The organism is Marinobacter sp. B-21 (assembly GCF_056857895.1).
Genome location: NZ_JBSXNZ010000070.1, coordinates 92,711 through 107,638, shown reverse-complemented (window position 1 = coordinate 107,638; position 14,928 = coordinate 92,711). Strand labels below are relative to the sequence as shown.

15 protein-coding genes are annotated in these 14,928 nt (G+C 56.9%); 10 read left to right on the top strand and 5 right to left on the bottom strand.

Translation table 11 applies throughout. From position 1 onward, the window contains the following. Positions 1-53 precede the first annotated feature (53 nt). On the top strand, positions 54-1,721 hold the full coding sequence (locus tag AC13C0_RS09685) for an AMP-binding protein (protein WP_482954312.1): 1,668 nt from the start codon (positions 54-56) through the stop codon (positions 1,719-1,721). A gap of 134 nt (positions 1,722-1,855) precedes the next feature. Continuing rightward, positions 1,856-2,341, top strand: coding sequence for a thioesterase domain-containing protein (locus AC13C0_RS09680; RefSeq protein ID WP_117616895.1), 486 nt, complete (start codon positions 1,856-1,858; stop codon positions 2,339-2,341). Between the two features lie 26 nt (positions 2,342-2,367). Here the strand turns inward: AC13C0_RS09680 and AC13C0_RS09675 are convergent, their stop codons facing one another. Next, positions 2,368-4,056, bottom strand: a complete 1,689-nt coding sequence (locus AC13C0_RS09675; RefSeq protein WP_117616896.1) for an ABC transporter permease — start codon at positions 4,054-4,056, stop codon at positions 2,368-2,370. 162 nt (positions 4,057-4,218) lie between these two features. Beyond that, a complete protein-coding gene (locus AC13C0_RS09670; protein ID WP_341581866.1) occupies positions 4,219-5,235 on the bottom strand; it encodes a Fe(3+) ABC transporter substrate-binding protein in 1,017 nt (338 codons plus the stop codon). A 187-nt stretch (positions 5,236-5,422) separates the two neighbouring features. On the opposite strand from AC13C0_RS09670, the gene AC13C0_RS09665 reads away from it, so the two are divergent. The 3 genes from AC13C0_RS09665 (at position 5,423) to AC13C0_RS09655 (ending at position 7,858) form a co-directional block, all read left to right on the top strand. Further along, positions 5,423-5,701 (top strand): PilZ domain-containing protein, encoded by a 279-nt coding sequence (locus tag AC13C0_RS09665; protein ID WP_341581868.1) that lies wholly within the window; start codon positions 5,423-5,425, stop codon positions 5,699-5,701. 23 nt (positions 5,702-5,724) lie between these two features. Continuing rightward, on the top strand, positions 5,725-6,375 hold the full coding sequence (locus tag AC13C0_RS09660; RefSeq protein WP_227539388.1) for a hypothetical protein: 651 nt from the start codon (positions 5,725-5,727) through the stop codon (positions 6,373-6,375). Between the two features lie 175 nt (positions 6,376-6,550). Continuing rightward, positions 6,551-7,858, top strand: a complete 1,308-nt coding sequence (locus tag AC13C0_RS09655; protein WP_341581870.1) for a cyclic di-GMP phosphodiesterase — start codon at positions 6,551-6,553, stop codon at positions 7,856-7,858. Here AC13C0_RS09655 and AC13C0_RS09650 read toward each other — a convergent pair. Next, complete coding sequence (locus tag AC13C0_RS09650) at positions 7,848-8,966, bottom strand: organic solvent ABC transporter permease (RefSeq protein ID WP_117616900.1); 1,119 nt, start codon at positions 8,964-8,966, stop codon at positions 7,848-7,850. The genes AC13C0_RS09655 and AC13C0_RS09650 overlap by 11 nt on opposite strands. A gap of 264 nt (positions 8,967-9,230) precedes the next feature. Between AC13C0_RS09650 and AC13C0_RS09645 the strand changes: the two genes are divergently transcribed. The 3 genes from AC13C0_RS09645 to queF are packed head-to-tail and all read left to right on the top strand — an operon-like array spanning position 9,231 to position 11,784. Continuing rightward, positions 9,231-10,181, top strand: coding sequence for an ABC transporter ATP-binding protein (locus tag AC13C0_RS09645; protein ID WP_341581872.1), 951 nt, complete (start codon positions 9,231-9,233; stop codon positions 10,179-10,181). Continuing rightward, a complete protein-coding gene (locus AC13C0_RS09640) occupies positions 10,178-10,951 on the top strand; it encodes an ABC transporter permease (protein ID WP_117616901.1) in 774 nt (257 codons plus the stop codon). Before AC13C0_RS09645 ends, AC13C0_RS09640 begins: the two co-directional genes overlap by 4 nt. Positions 10,952-10,965: 14 nt before the next feature. Further along, positions 10,966-11,784: an NADPH-dependent 7-cyano-7-deazaguanine reductase QueF gene (gene queF, locus AC13C0_RS09635; protein ID WP_341581873.1), complete on the top strand. Its 819-nt coding sequence runs from the start codon at positions 10,966-10,968 to the stop codon at positions 11,782-11,784. A gap of 29 nt (positions 11,785-11,813) precedes the next feature. On the opposite strand, the gene AC13C0_RS09630 is transcribed toward queF, so the two are convergent. Further along, positions 11,814-13,253 (bottom strand): adenylate/guanylate cyclase domain-containing protein, encoded by a 1,440-nt coding sequence (locus tag AC13C0_RS09630; protein ID WP_117616903.1) that lies wholly within the window; start codon positions 13,251-13,253, stop codon positions 11,814-11,816. A gap of 1 nt (position 13,254) precedes the next feature. Further along, the gene (locus AC13C0_RS09625; protein WP_117616904.1) at positions 13,255-13,566 is read right to left on the bottom strand and encodes an Mpo1-like protein; all 312 of its coding nucleotides are present in this window, start codon (positions 13,564-13,566) and stop codon (positions 13,255-13,257) included. A gap of 156 nt (positions 13,567-13,722) precedes the next feature. Between AC13C0_RS09625 and AC13C0_RS09620 the strand changes: the two genes are divergently transcribed. Both AC13C0_RS09620 and flgB read left to right on the top strand, forming a co-directional pair. Continuing rightward, entirely contained in the window at positions 13,723-14,274 is a 552-nt protein-coding gene (locus AC13C0_RS09620; RefSeq protein ID WP_117616905.1) for a nitroreductase family protein, read from the top strand. Between the two features lie 251 nt (positions 14,275-14,525). Next, on the top strand, positions 14,526-14,924 hold the full coding sequence (flgB, locus tag AC13C0_RS09615; RefSeq protein ID WP_117616906.1) for a flagellar basal body rod protein FlgB: 399 nt from the start codon (positions 14,526-14,528) through the stop codon (positions 14,922-14,924). Positions 14,925-14,928 lie beyond the last annotated feature (4 nt).

Below are 14,928 nucleotides of genomic sequence, written 5' to 3'. Positions count from 1 at the left end.
AAGTCTAATAATAAGTCATCAATAACTCGAATAATGAACTACAAGGAAGGTCCATGGACACAACAAACAAGCTTCCCCTGGATATGGTCTGCCACTGGGAAAAATCCAAGACCAACTCGCTGTATATGACGCAGCCCATCGGGAACGGCAAAGTGGTGGAGTATACCTGGGGCCGGGCAGTGGATGAGGCAAGGCGCATGGCGTCTTACCTGAAATCCCTGAACCTCCCGGAGAAGAGCCGCATCGGTCTGATCTCCAAGAACTGCGCCCACTGGATTATGACCGACTGGGCTATCTGGATGGCCGGCCATATTTCGGTGCCGCTGTATCCCACCCTGAACGCAGATACCGTGAACTACATACTGAACCATGCGGAGTGCGACGTTCTTTTTGTCGGCAAGCTGGATGACTGGGACATGATGAAGCCGGGTGTGCCGGAATCCGTGCGCTGCATTTCTTTCCCGCTGAGCCCGCCCAACGATTTTGAAACCTGGGACGACATCGTTGCCAAGTACCCGCCCCTCGAGGAGGACGTGCACCGCGATGCGGATGAGCTGGCCACTATCGTGTATACCTCCGGAAGCACCGGCAAGCCCAAGGGCGTGATGCTCAGTTTTGGCAACATGGCCTTTGCTGCGGAAGGCGGCATGGAGGTGCTGGGTGTCGGCTCCGAGGAGCGCATGTTGTCTTACCTGCCTCTTGCTCACGTATTCGAACGGACCTTTGTGGAGCTGGCTTCTCTTTATGCCGGCTTCCAGCTCTTTTTTGCCGAGTCGTTGGAGACGTTCGTGCAGGATCTGCGGCGTGCCCAGCCAACGCTCTTCCTGTCTGTGCCGCGGCTGTGGGTAAAGTTCCAGCATGGTGTGCTCCAGAAGCTGCCGAAGAAGAAGCTGGACCGGTTGCTCAAGATTCCGGTGGTGAACAAGCTGATCAAGAAGAAGATCCTGAAGGGCCTTGGCCTGGACAAAGTCAAGTTGGCGGGAAGCGGGTCTGCACCGCTCGCCAGCGATGTGCTGGAATGGTATCGCAATCTGGGCCTGGAACTGCTGGAAGGCTACGGCATGTCTGAGAATTTTGCCTACTCGCACATGAGCAAACCTGGCCGCTCCCGGATCGGTTACGTCGGTGAATCCCTGCCCGGTGTCGAGACCAGGATCAGCCCAGAAGGCGAGATTCAGATCAATAGCCCGGCAACCATGATGGGTTACTACAAGGATGAGGAGAAGACCCGCGAAGCCTTCACTGAGGACGGTTTCCTGAAAACCGGTGACAAGGGTGAGATTGACGAGATGGGCCGCCTGAAGATTACTGGCCGTATCAAGGAAATCTTCAAGACCAGCAAGGGCAAGTATATTGCTCCGGCACCCATCGAGAACCGGCTGATGTCGCACGATGCCATTGAGATGGTGTGTGTCTCCGGCGCCAATCAGACCCAGCCACATGCGCTGGTTATGCTGTCCGAGGAGTCCCGGCCGAAGATGGCTGATGAAGCCTTCCGCAAGGAAATCGAGAAAAGCTTCAGGCAGCTGATCGCCGATGTGAACAAAACGGTGGATCCCCATGAGCAACTGGCTTTCATCACCGTTGTCAGCGAAGAGTGGTCCATCGAAAACAGCTTCCTGACACCGACCATGAAGCTCAAACGTAATGTGGTTGAAGATGCCTACCAGGAAAAAGTGGACAACTGGTATGCGCATCGCCAGCCCGTTATCTGGCAGTAAACATCTGCGGTTGTTTTTCGGACTGTAATCAGGCCCGGCTTTGCCGGGCCTTTTTCATAGTGGAAAAACCGACGTTAGTCGCATAGGGAAAAGGAATAAGCCGGCCTAAACTGGAACGATATCAGGAGGATGTTATGAGCCAGTTGTCTCTTTTCCAGAAACGTATCCACGACGAGATTCCTCTGTCTCGGGCGCTGGGGATTAAACTGCATTCGTGGGACGGCCATTCTCTGCTGCTTAGCGCGCCTTTGGAACCCAACCGCAACCATCAGGGCACCGGGTTCGGCGGCAGTATCTATTGCGCCGCGGTCACCGCCGCCTGGAGCCTGACAGAACTTGCACTTTGGGATCTGGGGTTGCGAGGGAATGTGGTGGTCCAGAGCGGAAACATTGATTACCTGGAGCCGGTCAGTTCGGATTTTTACGTAATCTGTCGCCTGCCCGGTGATGAGGTGCCCGGGCGTTTCCGAAAAAGCCTGGCGCGGCACGGCAAGGGCCGGCTGGACCTCACGGCCGAGGTGTTCTGTGGCGAACCCAGGGCCATGCCGGAGGTTGAACCCGTGGCGGTCTTCCAGGGACGGTTTGTGGTGCAGGATGTGGAGTCACGGATGAATTCCTGATGCCCTGAACCTTCAGGGCCCGGCTTTCAGGCAATCGAGCGGGTGTTGGAGATTGATCGGCTCATCAGAATAATCGGGATGATGCCCGCCAGAACAATGATCAGGGCGGGCAGGGCGCTGTGGTACAGGCGCTCATCAGAGGCAAACTGGTACACGTAGGTGGCCAGGGTCTCAAAGTTGAACGGCCTGAGAATCAGGGTGGCCGGCAACTCCTTCATACAGTCCACGAAAACCACCAGCGCAGCCGTCAGCAATGTTCCCCTCAGCATGGGCAGGTGAACCTTTACCAGGGTTTTACCGGGGCTGTGGCCCAGTGAGCGGGAAGCCATGTCCATACTGGGTGTGATCTTCTGCAATGCACTTTCCACGCTGCCTGCGGAAACCGCCAGGAACCGCACGGTATAGGCAAACACCAGGGCAAAGGCCGATCCGCTGAGCAACAGCCCGGTGCTGATGCCGAAGAAATCCCGCATCAGGCTATCCAGCCAGTTGTCGAACCCGGCCAGGGGCACAATCACACCCACCGCCAGTACCGCACCGGGCATGGCGTAGCCCAGGCTGGAGAGACGCATCAGTATCTGCATGCCCCGGGTATTGTGCAGGCGGCGGCTGTAGGCAAGGGTAATGCCGATCAGCAGGGTTGTCAGCGCAGCAGTGCCAGACAGAAACAGGCTGTTAAAAGTGTTGCGGATAAAGTCCGGGTTCCAGCTTTCACCAAAGTATTCCCAGGCGTAGAGACCGAGGGTGGCACCGGGAATCACAAACCCGAACAGCACAGGCAACGCGCACACGGCCACGCAGATCATCTGGCGCGGGAGCGACATGGTGAAACGGTGGATCGGTTCCCGGTTGTCCCGGGCGGCGTATTGCTGTTGGCGCCTGCGGGAATAGCGTTCGAGGGTTACCAGAATCACCACGAAGATGAGCATGGTGGTGGCAATCTGGGCGGCGCCGCCGAGGTTGCCGAGATTCATCCAGGTATCGAACAGGCCGGCGGTGAGGGTTTGTACCGCGAAGAAATCGACGGTGCCGAAATCGTTCAGGGTTTCCATGAGTACCAGGGAGAGCCCTACGGCAACTGCCGGGCGAGCTATGGGCAGGACTACCTTGAAGAAGGTGCTCAGGGCCGAGTGGCCAAGGCTGCGGCTGACAGCAAACAGGGAGGGTGACTGCTCCAGGAACGCAGCCCGGGCCAGCAAATACACATAGGGGTAGAGCACCAGGCCAAGCATGAGCGTGGCGCCTTCCAGGCTGCGGATTTCCGGGAACCAGTAATCGGAGGCGTTTTCCCAGCCAAACCAATCCCTCAGGGCACCCTGGATCGGGCCGGCATAATCCAGCAGGCTGGTGTACACATAGGCGATAACATAGGCCGGTACCGCGAAAGGCAGAAGCATGGCCCACTCGAAGAACTTGCGGCCAGGAAACTCGCACATGGTCACGGCCCAGGCGGAGGCCAGGCCAATGGCCAGGGTGATTGCGCCCACGCCTGCCATCAGTTGGATGGTGGTGATCAGATAGCGGGGCAGTGTGGTTTCAATAAGGTGTGGCCAGATATTCTCTTCGGGAGAAAGCGCGAGAAAGATAACCGAGAGGACCGGCAAGGCAACAATGGCGGTGGTCAGCAAGGCGCTGATAAGCCATTTGCGAGAGGTGCGCTTTGCCAGCAGGGGCTGGGATAGCCCGGGGTTAACGCTGGTTGCGGCCTCGCTCATAGCTGTCCTGTGTGTGAATGGGTGTGCTGTCCGTTTGAGGGGTGCAGATTGTAGACACCTGGCCTGATGCCTGCAATGACTGGCGTCATGGTTGGCCCCGGAAAGAACGGGGGAAAGCAGGGCGGAGGGTGGCGGAACCACCCCCGCCCGCCATAAAGAGGCTTATTCGCCGTCGTAATCGACCCGGTCAACCAGTTTGACTGCGGCTTCGCGGTTTTTGGCGATTTCCTGCAGTGAGAGGCTGTCCGGGTTGATCTCACCCCACTCGGCCACCAGCCCGGTAGGCTTTACTTTCGGGTTAGCCGGGTATTCGGCATTGGCCTCTGCATAGATGCGCTGGGCTTCCGGTGACGACAGGAATTCCATCAGCTTGATCGCGTTTTCGCGGTTGGGCGCGCTCCTGGTCAGAGAGATGCCACTGATGTTTACGTGGGTGCCGCGGCCTTCGGCGTTCGGGAACACCAGGCGCACCTGCTCTGCGATCGGACGCTGATTCTCATCCTGCAGCATGTTGCCGTAGTAATAGCTGTTGCCGATGGAAACATCGCAAACGCCTTCGGCAATGGCCTTGATCTGGTCGCGGTCGCCACCCTGGGGTCTGCGAGCCAGGTTGTCTTTCACGCCAGCGAGCCACTTCTCGGTTTCCGCTTCACCGTGGTGTGCGATCATGGCAGAGATCAGCGCAATGTTGTACGGGTGCTTGCCGCTGCGGGTGCAGATGCGGTTGTCCCATTTGTCGTCTGCCAGTTGTTCGTAGGTAGTGATTTCACCTTCTTTAACCCGCTCTTTGGACACGAAGATCAGGCGGCCGCGGGTAGTCAGGGCGAACCACTTGCCGTCCGGATGGCGCAGGTTTTCAGGAATGTTGTCTTCCAGTACCTCGTTGTCGACACTCTGAACCAGATCCCGCTCGACCAGTTCGTTGAGGCGGGAAATATCGACAGTCATTACCACGTCAGCCGGGCTGTTGCGGCCTTCACGCTCAAGGCGCTCGGCCAGGCCCTGTTTGGCAAATACCACATTGCTCTCGATGCCGGTTTCCTTTTCAAACGCACTCAGTAGCGGTTTAAGCAAATAGGCCTGGCGGTATGAATAGATGTTTACTTCGCCGTCAGCAGAGGCGGACATCGGCATGGCAGTGAGGGCGATTGCGGCGGTTGCAGCCAGTTTCATTCGCATAGTCGCATCCTTTTGGGGTGGTGCTGAATGTTCGGCCCATGGCTGAGATCCACGGGTTTTTAAAAACGTCAACCATTCTCATTTGTATTAAGTGTGTAGTCAATATCTCCTTTGGCATATTTTCCTGAAAATGGTGTTATGCTTCGGAAGGCTATAAAAACTATGCAAAAAGTAGTGGAAACCGCAGATGGCTGGGAACGATCGAAGAGAGCATATGCGCACTACCATGAGCGCGAAGGTAAAGCTGGTCCATGAGGAGCTTGGGGACTTCATATTCTCAACCCGCGATATTTCCGATGGCGGCGTATTTGTCGTCGTCGACACGGAGCCTTTTGCACCGCGGATCGGCGACAAGGTGGCCGTGCAGGTGCAGGGCCTGCCTGTGCCGGCTCCGGTGCTGGATATGGTGGTGGTGCGCAAAACCAATGACGGTTACGGCCTTCAGTTTGATCAAAATGGTAACTGATAGGCGGATTCCCGAGGCCCGTTGTGGATAATGAGCGGGCCAACGAATTTGCTGTCAGGGAATGCGCCAGCCAGATGATCTTTTCAGTCTTCTTCAGAGCTTACAAGCCAGTTATCGCAATTCTCATCGCGGCATCCATGCCGGGGTGTGCCAGCTATTATTCGCATTTTGCGATGTTTCCTGCGGAGAATTCCTCCGGCGAATCCAGACAGGTACGGCTGTCCTGGCAGAGTGCTGAGTATCCTGGCTGGTGGTTTGCCCGCAACGAGGCTACGTCGGTAAAGGTTGAGACCCAGTGCAGCGACCGGGTCTGGCGTGTGCGGGATGGCGACGATGCGGATGCCGGTTCCTGCAGCACCGGCATCCGGGCCTGCGGGGAGAGCGGCATGGACCTCGTTGCCAGGACAGGAAAACCTGCCACGGAATCCACCCGGTGCATGGCGATCAAGGCGGAGGATCCCGGTGCCCGTATCCCGGATGTTGGCGGAAAACTGGAATTGCTGGTTTCCTGCACGCCGGCCGTTGTTACTGAAGGTTCTGGTGACGAGTCGCGTAACCTGGATTACATCCGGGCGTCGTCGGTGCCCTACACCGTCTACGTACGCAAGGCGCCCCGTGGCGCCATGCACGCACGGCCGCCAGAGTTCGACGAAATGGCATGTGACGCTGAGTGACACTTTCTGACGTTGATGTGTGACCATCATCACATTGCTACATTTTGTTTCCTCGTGAACATTATCGTTACGCTTTGTCTCATTTGAGTTGCCTGGCGATACGATATTGTAATTGTGTCTTCCCGCGGTTCAGTCAGAATGGTAACCATCGACAAGTTGGTTTGTGAGGTGGGCCGTGGGTGTCCAACAGAAAAAAGTGGCAGTACATGATCTGGAAGTGGGCATGTTCGTGTCTGATCTGGACAGGCCCTGGCACCAGACTCCTTTCCCGATTCAGGGTTTCCATATCCGTTCCCAGGATGATATCCGTGCGCTGGTTTCCCACTGCAAGTGGGTAATGGTGGATATTGCAGAAGCCAGGGAATCCAAAGAAGTCAAACTCGGTAACAAGCCGGTGTTTGGCAAGAGCTCCAATAGGCGTGGTGGTGGGCGTGAACAACTGCAGTTGCCACCGTTGAGCATCCGGGAGCCGGTTACTTACGATACGGACACCAGCCTCAAGAAGGAAATAAAGACATCAAAGCGGCTGCTTGATGATGTTGAAGTTGCGCTGGCCGGCCTGTTTGAGGCACTTCGCTCAGGAGACGTGGCTGATCTGAAGACCATTGCAACCATCACCAGCAAGATGGTGAGCAGTGTGATTCGTCAGCCGGATGCCCTGTTGTGGCTCAGTCGCACCCGCGCACACGACAGTTATCTGTACCGGCATGCTCTGAACGCTGCGGTGTGGGCACTGGTGTGTGGGCGTCACCTGGGGTTGAACGAAGGTCTTCTGAACCATCTTGGTCTGGGCTGTTTGCTGTCCCAGGTTGGCAAAACGGCACTGCCGGCAGACATGCTGGCCCGGGAAGGGCAGTTAAGCGCTGAGGAATATATTACCTTTCGGGGTTACGTGAACCTTGGAGTTCGTATGCTGGATGGCAGCGGGCTGTCCCGGGCCGTTCTGAGTGTTGTTCAGGGCCACCGGGAGCGTCATAACGGGTCAGGTTTCCCTGAAGGCGTTCGGGGTGATCGCATTCCGCTGCTGGCGAAGGTTGCGGGGGTTGCGGAGTTTTTTGAATCATTGATTGGGCCAAGGGATCACGCCGAGCCAATGACACCCGCCAAGGCGGTGACTTTGCTGTACGAGATGCGCAACATCGAGTTCCAGGAAGATCTGGTGGAGAGCTTCATCCAGGCTATCGGTATATACCCCACGGGCAGCCTGGTGGAGCTGACAGACGGCCAGCGGGGGATTGTTGTTTCCCATTCTCCCGAGCGCAGGCTCTGGCCTCAGGTGATGGTGATGACCGATAACATCGCCAGGCCCCTTAAAACCGCCAAAATTATCGATCTTGCCCGGTACAACGAAGGAAAAGAGGCGGCAGAAACGATCCGGGTCCGGGGTTGCCTACCCCATGGCACCGAAGGGCTGGACCCCTCGCGCTACGACGTGACGGGAGTGGAATCCCGCTGGAATCTCTCCAGGCTGATCAGCGGATAATCACTCGCAGCTGCTTGCGAACCCACCGATAAGTGTTCTCCGGGCGGAAACTCAGCAGCAGTTCTGACTCTCCGCCCGTGGGGCCCGCCACAAAGTACTCCACCTCGGCGCTCTGCCAGTCTGTTGAATGCACCTGAATATCCTGAGGGCGGGTGCTTATCGCTTCCAGCTCAGCCAGTGCCAGGCCCCCGCCAATCCGGCGCACAGCCACCTGTTTGATGGCGGTATCGCTGGCCGGATAGCTGGCAACATCGTCATCCAGGTAGTAACGCTTGGCAACGGCCGTGCTGATGCCCTTCAGTTCCCGCGTGAGGTAAGTCTGGGCGTCTTCGGTACTGGTGTCCTCCATCGAGCGTACCGAGTTGTCGATTCGCTCTTTCTTGGCTTGCAGATCTTCCTTGTACTCGACATCCGGATCGCGCTCATCGGCGTCTTCCGGCCTGGGTGGCGCGTTGTCGATCTCAGCCTGGGAGGGTGGCTCCTCGCACCGCTCGTCATCTTCCGGATAGAAGCAAATCGCCGCCAGAAGCTGGTTGGCCGGGGAGAGCGAGGGGGTTGTGGCAGTGAATTCCGATTCGCTCGCGGTAAAGTCGATGGGCCCGGTCAGATTCGGCAGCGCAGCATTCAACTGGCTGATGACCCGCTTACGGAGTTCGATGCCTTCGCCCTCCGGGATGTTCTCGCTCCAGTTCAGCAGCATCAGGAATCGGGTCAGATTCATCAGGGTAGTGTTTTCCAGCACCTGTTGCTCGGTAAGGGTGTGCGTTGTCAGGCCTTCTTCATCCACCATGGGCGTTTGCAGGGTGGTACGTGTGGTCTCAAAGAATTCGAGGAGGGTGACGTATTGCTGTGCAGGAACCCCACTGCTCAGTGGCAGGTCGCCAACCCGGAATTCCAGGGTTTCGCCGGGATAGTAGCGGAATTCCCCCGCGGCGTTGGTGGTACCGGCCTGGCTGGCTGTCTGGTAGCTGAGACCACTGAAACCATTGAAGTTTAGCCGGCCTGCGTTGGTGTCATCGCCAGAGCCGCTATCGTCATCAAGGCAGCCGGTGAATGCAAGTGCGCTCAGAAGCGCGAGTGACAATCGGATGCGGTGAACGGATCTCATGGTTTGTCGTATATTCCCTTCAATTCAGCGCGCCTGCACTCGCGGTGCGGCAGCCCCTTTTGTAAATTATTGTAACCGCATTATAGGGGCGGGGACTGCCTCATATCGGGATTCCTGTCGCAGTTTCCGGTTTTGGCCGGTGAACACTTTCAGGCCGTCAAAGGCCTTGAAATAAGCGGCTTTGTCACAATAAACAACAATCTGAATTCTGGCGGGCGGGCGCGGGCCGTTTCCTGCCGTTTTTTTACCGAATCGGGATCGTTTATGTCCAATGCACTGGAAATTGAGGGCCTCACCAAAACTTACGGTGACGGTTTCGAGGCCCTCAAGGGGATTGATCTGCACGTAGCCGAGGGGGATTTCTTCGCCCTGCTCGGGCCCAACGGAGCAGGCAAATCAACCACACTGGGTATCGTCTGTTCATTAGTAAACAAGACAGCCGGCAAGGTGCGGGTTTTCGGGTACGACATCGACACCCACCTTTCCGATGCCAAGCTGAACCTCGGGGTTGTGCCCCAGGAGTTCAACTTCAACCAGTTCGAGAAAGTGTTCGATATCGTTACCACCCAGGCGGGCTATTACGGGATTCCGCTGAAGCAGGCGTCGGTTTCCGCAGAAAAGTATCTGAAAAAGCTTGGTCTCTGGGGCAAGCGTAACACCCCGGCCCGGATGCTGTCCGGGGGGATGAAGCGCCGGTTGATGATTGCCCGGGCCCTGGTTCACGAACCGAAACTGCTGATCCTGGACGAGCCGACTGCCGGTGTGGATATCGAGCTGCGCCGCTCGATGTGGACCTTCCTTGAGGAAATGAACCGCCAGGGCACCACCATTATCCTGACCACTCATTACCTTGAGGAGGCGGAGGCGCTCTGCCGCAACATTGCCATTATCGACCACGGCAAGATCCTCAAGCACACCAGCAAAAAGGCGCTGCTTCAGCAGCTTAGCCTGGAGACATTCGTGCTGGATACCGAGACACCTCTGGATGCCGCGCCCGAGCTGGGCGATTTCCACACCCGGCTGGACGGGGAAGGGGCCCTGGAGGTTGAGGTCCAGAAAGGCCAGGGGCTGAACCAGGTGTTTGTGCAGCTGGATCAGATGGGCATCAAGGTGATCAGCATGAGAACCAAGGCCAACCGACTGGAAGAGCTGTTTATTCGCATGGTGGAGCAGAACGCCGTCGATTCCCGCAAGAATGTGGAGGGTGCAGCATGACACCACAGGCCTTGTTCACGGCATTCGGCACTATCGTTATCCGGGAGGTTCGCCGGTTTACCCGGATCTGGCCTCAGACACTGCTGCCGCCGGCAGTCACCATGACGCTCTATTTCATTATTTTCGGCAATCTGATCGGCTCCCGTATCGGCCAGATGGGCGGGTTCGATTACATGTCCTTTATCGTGCCGGGCCTTATCATGATGGCGGTAATCACCAGTTCCTACGCGAACGTGGTGTCGTCTTTTTTTTCGATGAAATTCCAGCGCAGTATCGAGGAGTTGCTGGTTTCACCGGTGCCGAACTGGGTCATCCTGGCCGGTTATGTGACCGGGGGCATGGCCCGGGGGCTGGGGATCGGCCTTATTGTTACCCTGCTGTCCCTGGTATTTACCCAGCTTTCGATACACAACCTGCCAATGATGATTCTGACGGTGTTTCTGACCTCGGCCCTGTTTGCCCTGGGCGGATTCATCAACGCCATGCTGGCGACCAAGTTTGATGATATTTCCATTGTCCCAACCTTCATACTGACGCCGCTGACCTATCTGGGCGGGGTGTTCTACAGCATCGATCTGTTGCCGGGGTTCTGGCAGGGCGTATCCTTGATCAATCCGATCCTGTACATGGTAAACGGCTTCCGTTACGGGATTCTGGGTGTGTCAGACGTTAATCCGTTCATTTCTCTTGGTATGATTCTGGTTTTCATCACCGTGCTGGCAGTCATTGCATTGAAAATGCTGGAGCGGGGCAAAGGCATTCGCTACTGATTTCGGGAACACCTATGGCACTTAATGATGCACCGCTTGGCAAAACAAGTGACTACCCGGACAGCTACAACCCTGGCCTGCTGTTCCCCGTGGCGAGAGAGGAAAACCGTCGCCGCCTTGGCCTGGACGATGGCCGCTGGCCCTGGTTTGGGGAAGACCTGTGGCAGGCCTGGGAGATTTCCTGGCTGAGGCCGGGCGGCGTGCCTGAGGTGGCGTGGGCAGAGATTGTCTTTCCTGCTGCGTCGCCCTCAATTATTGAGTCCAAGTCGCTTAAGCTCTACCTGAACTCGTTGAATCAGGCTGTCTATTCAACCGGGGACCAGATGGCGAAGACGATCACCCAGGATCTCTCCAGTGCCTGTGGTGGCGCGGTGCAGGTGAGGCTTTTGAGCGTTGATGAGTCGGGCAAAGCGGTTGGCCGCCCCGGGGGATTTGAGCTGATCGATGATGAACCGGTGAGTGATGTGGTTTATGACTATGCACCGGACTCACTTTCCGCCGGCGACGGAATAGTGACAGAGCACCTCTGTTCCCATCTGCTGAAGAGCAATTGCCCGGTGACAGGGCAACCGGACTGGGCAACCCTGCTGATCCATTACACCGGCCCGAAAATCGACCGGGCCGGGTTGCTGCGGTATGTGGTGAGTTTTCGGCAGAAGCAGGATTTCCACGAACACTGCGTGGAAACCGTGTTTACGGATTTGATGGGCCGCTGCAAGCCGGAGTCGCTCACAGTCTGCGCCCGATACACCCGAAGGGGCGGGCTGGATATCAATCCCTGGAGAAGTACCGAAACCGGCCAGGGTGCCGGGCCGCGGCTGATCCGTCAGTAACCAGGGTGAAATGAGGCGTCGGCGGCGCCTCAGGAGACGTCTTCTTCCCGCCTGAGGCGGTCCGCGGCATCTTCCAGCGCGGTGAGAATGGCCTGCCGTTCCTTTTCGGTGATCTTGTCCGAATCCAGATACATGGCAAAGCCGCTGTGTTCGTGTTCCATGAAGCTGCGGTTTGGCCCCATATCCCGCCGGAAATCCACCACCTCGTAAATCGGCACCGGTTTGCCGAATCCTTTCACGGTTATTTCACCTTTGTCCCGGCACATGATCTTGTTCTTGATCAGCGAAAAGGTCTCGTAGGACACCAGGATCTCACCGGGTTCCGCCAGGGATTCAAGGCGGCTGGCCAGATTCACTTCCTTGCCGATGATGGTGTAATCCATCCGGTTTTCAGCACCGAAGTTACCCACTGTAGTGTAACCGGTGCTGATCCCCATACGGATTTCCAGGGGGGTCTTGATGCCCTGGCTTCGCCACTTCTGGCGCATGATCTTCATGTGCTTGCGCATTTCAATGGCCATGGACACGCAGGCAAAGGCGTCTTCCCGCTGGCCCCGGCTGGTGGGGTCGCCGAAGAATACCATGATAGAGTCGCCCACGAATTTGTCGATGGTGCCGCCATATTTGAGGGCCACTTCAGACATTTCATTAAAGTAGTGATTCAACAGCTCGGTCAGCGCCTCCGGCTCCATCTCTTCGGAGAGTTCGGTGAAGCCTTTGATGTCTGAAAAGAATACCGCCAGTTTCTTGCGCTGGGTTTCCAGCCGTACATCCCGCTCCCCGGTAAAGATGGATTGCCACACCTGGGGTGAGAGGTACTTGGACAGCTTGTGGGACAAGGCAATTGACTGTTCCCGCTGATTTTGGATCTGGGTCTTGGCCAGCATCAGTGCCCGGGCCTGCTGGTGAGAGTAATAGGCGGTAACGCAGATATACAGCCCGGTGGAAAGAATCGACACCATGCTGGTCAAAAGCGGCGCGTGGGGGCCGTCGGCCAGGCCGAGGATGGCAACAGCAATCGCAATTGCCGCGGCCATGAAACCGGTGCCGATCAGCCACTGCCGGATGCCGCCAACAATCAGGCAACTGAACATCAGCATCAGGGCCACGGACAGGGAGGGTATGACAATCAGGCCGATGAAACCGATGAACCCGCCGCCAATCACACAATCCACAATGAGCATTTTCTGACGGATGCGTGCGGAATGTCTCAGGAAGGTTCTACGGGTGAGTATATGGGCTATGTGTGGCCATGTGAGAGCACCTGCTACCAGCCACAGTAACGGCTGCGGAAAGGCACCCTGGAGAACACCGGTTACGATAATTGCCGCCGTAGACGTGTACGCCAGTATTCGGCCGTTGTAATCCGGCATTGGCGGTATGGCTATCGGACTGCCGGGGCCTTCAGCAGCCATCGACTTGACAGCGGAGGTGCTGGCATTGCGCAGATCGGCCGGTACGCTCATCATTTCAGAAACGGATCCTGCCAATGAGCATGTCCCGGAACATGACCCAGTCACCCATCAGGCTGTACAGTGGGTACTTGAAGGTTGCAGGGCGGTTTTTCTCGAACTTGAAATGGCCGACCCAGGCAAACCCATAGCCGATGACCGGCAGGGTCAGAAGCCACGCAAGTTTTCCGGAGGTGATCGCCCAGACAGCGACCAGAAAAACCAGAAGACTACCGACAAAGTGCAGCCTGCGACAGATTACATCGCTGTGTTCTTCAAGGTAGTAAGGATAGAATTCGGAAAAGCTGTTGAAGGTTCGCTGGTTGCTCATTGTGTTGCTTCTCACCGTTGCAGGACTGCGGCATTTTATAATTGTTGGCAGCGCCGACTACGACTAAAGATTAACAGCATTACGTACAACCCACAATTCACAGCCAGCAATTGTGCCCGTGCCCATTTTCACACAGTCATAAAATAGCGAGACGATATGACAGCAGTTACTGATTTCCTGCTTAACCGGTCCTCCGAACCCAGGCTGGAGGCGCCCGCGCCGGACAGGGAAACCCTGAACAAGGCCTTTGCCTGCGCCGCTCGCGCTCCGGATCATGCCTTGTTGCGGCCATGGCGTTATCTGGTCGTAGAAGGTGAGGGGCTGGAGGCCCTCGGGGAACTGTTTGCCTCCACCTGTGCCAACAACAGTGACGAGCGGGAAATCGAAAAGCTCCGGCGCGCCCCTCTGCGGGCACCCATGGTCATTATTGGTATTGCCTCGCCGAGCCCCCACCCCAAAGTTCCGGAAGTGGAGCAGGTGATGTCTGCGGCTGCTGGCATGAGCTTTCTCGGGCTGGCCCTTCAGGATGCCGGTTATGGTGTGATGTGGCGCACCGGTGCTGTCGCCTATCATTCAGCCGTGCACAAAGGGCTGGGGCTGGATGACCACGAGCAGATTGTCGGCTTTCTTTATACGGGGAGTGTCTCCGCTGTAAAGCCTGCCGTTCTCCGGCCCGGGGTTGACGAGTTTGTCCGTCACTGGCCTTAACGGGTAACTGTCGCTTCCCCCGGCGTGGGCGGGGGAAGCGGTTTGCCGCTTTCGAGGACTTTCTTTCCCTTTATCCGCTCCCGCTTTCTCTCAACAGCCCAGCTAATCCCGCCAATACTGGGGTTATGCGCTATTTAGGGCGCCTTTTTAGAGCGCCTTTCGAATTCTGGCATCTACCTTGCTTTAGTTCTGTCAGAGAGCACAGCCGGCAAAATCAGGTCGGCGTACTGGTGCAGTTTTCGGGAGGCAACATGGCAATTTCGTTCGATAAGGCTCTGGGCATTCATCAGCACGCGGTGGAAGCGCGGGTCAAGCGTGCCGAAGTTCTGGCAAACAATCTGGCCAATGCTGACACCCCGGGTTTCAAGGCCCGTGATGTGGATTTCCAGGCGATGATGCAGAAGGCCCAGGAGTCCGTCAGCGGCTTCCAGATGGCGAAAACGAACGAGGCCCACATGGATACCTCCCGGTCTGCCTCAGACAGCGACCTTTTGTACCGGATGCCACATCAGCCGTCGGTCGACGGCAATACTGTGGATGCCCAGCAGGAGCAGTCGCGCTTCATGCGTAACGCCATGGACTTCCAGGCCAGTTTCCAGTTCCTGAACAGCAAGTTCAGCGGTTTGACCAAAGCCCTGAAGGGCGAATAAGCCG

What these genes read in the sequence shown, in the direction of transcription:
- AC13C0_RS09685 (WP_482954312.1), top strand. Translation starts at nt 54, where the DNA reads ATGGACACAACAAACAAGCTTCCCCTGGATATGGTCTGCCACTGGGAA.
- AC13C0_RS09680 (WP_117616895.1), top strand. Translation starts at nt 1,856, where the DNA reads ATGAGCCAGTTGTCTCTTTTCCAGAAACGTATCCACGACGAGATTCCT.
- AC13C0_RS09675 (WP_117616896.1), bottom strand. Translation starts at nt 4,056, where the DNA reads ATGAGCGAGGCCGCAACCAGCGTTAACCCCGGGCTATCCCAGCCCCTG.
- AC13C0_RS09670 (WP_341581866.1), bottom strand. Translation starts at nt 5,235, where the DNA reads ATGCGAATGAAACTGGCTGCAACCGCCGCAATCGCCCTCACTGCCATG.
- AC13C0_RS09665 (WP_341581868.1), top strand. Translation starts at nt 5,423, where the DNA reads ATGGCTGGGAACGATCGAAGAGAGCATATGCGCACTACCATGAGCGCG.
- AC13C0_RS09650 (WP_117616900.1), bottom strand. Translation starts at nt 8,966, where the DNA reads ATGAGATCCGTTCACCGCATCCGATTGTCACTCGCGCTTCTGAGCGCA.
- AC13C0_RS09645 (WP_341581872.1), top strand. Translation starts at nt 9,231, where the DNA reads ATGTCCAATGCACTGGAAATTGAGGGCCTCACCAAAACTTACGGTGAC.
- AC13C0_RS09640 (WP_117616901.1), top strand. Translation starts at nt 10,178, where the DNA reads ATGACACCACAGGCCTTGTTCACGGCATTCGGCACTATCGTTATCCGG.
- queF (WP_341581873.1), top strand. Translation starts at nt 10,966, where the DNA reads ATGGCACTTAATGATGCACCGCTTGGCAAAACAAGTGACTACCCGGAC.
- AC13C0_RS09630 (WP_117616903.1), bottom strand. Translation starts at nt 13,253, where the DNA reads ATGATGAGCGTACCGGCCGATCTGCGCAATGCCAGCACCTCCGCTGTC.
- AC13C0_RS09625 (WP_117616904.1), bottom strand. Translation starts at nt 13,566, where the DNA reads ATGAGCAACCAGCGAACCTTCAACAGCTTTTCCGAATTCTATCCTTAC.
- AC13C0_RS09620 (WP_117616905.1), top strand. Translation starts at nt 13,723, where the DNA reads ATGACAGCAGTTACTGATTTCCTGCTTAACCGGTCCTCCGAACCCAGG.
- flgB (WP_117616906.1), top strand. Translation starts at nt 14,526, where the DNA reads ATGGCAATTTCGTTCGATAAGGCTCTGGGCATTCATCAGCACGCGGTG.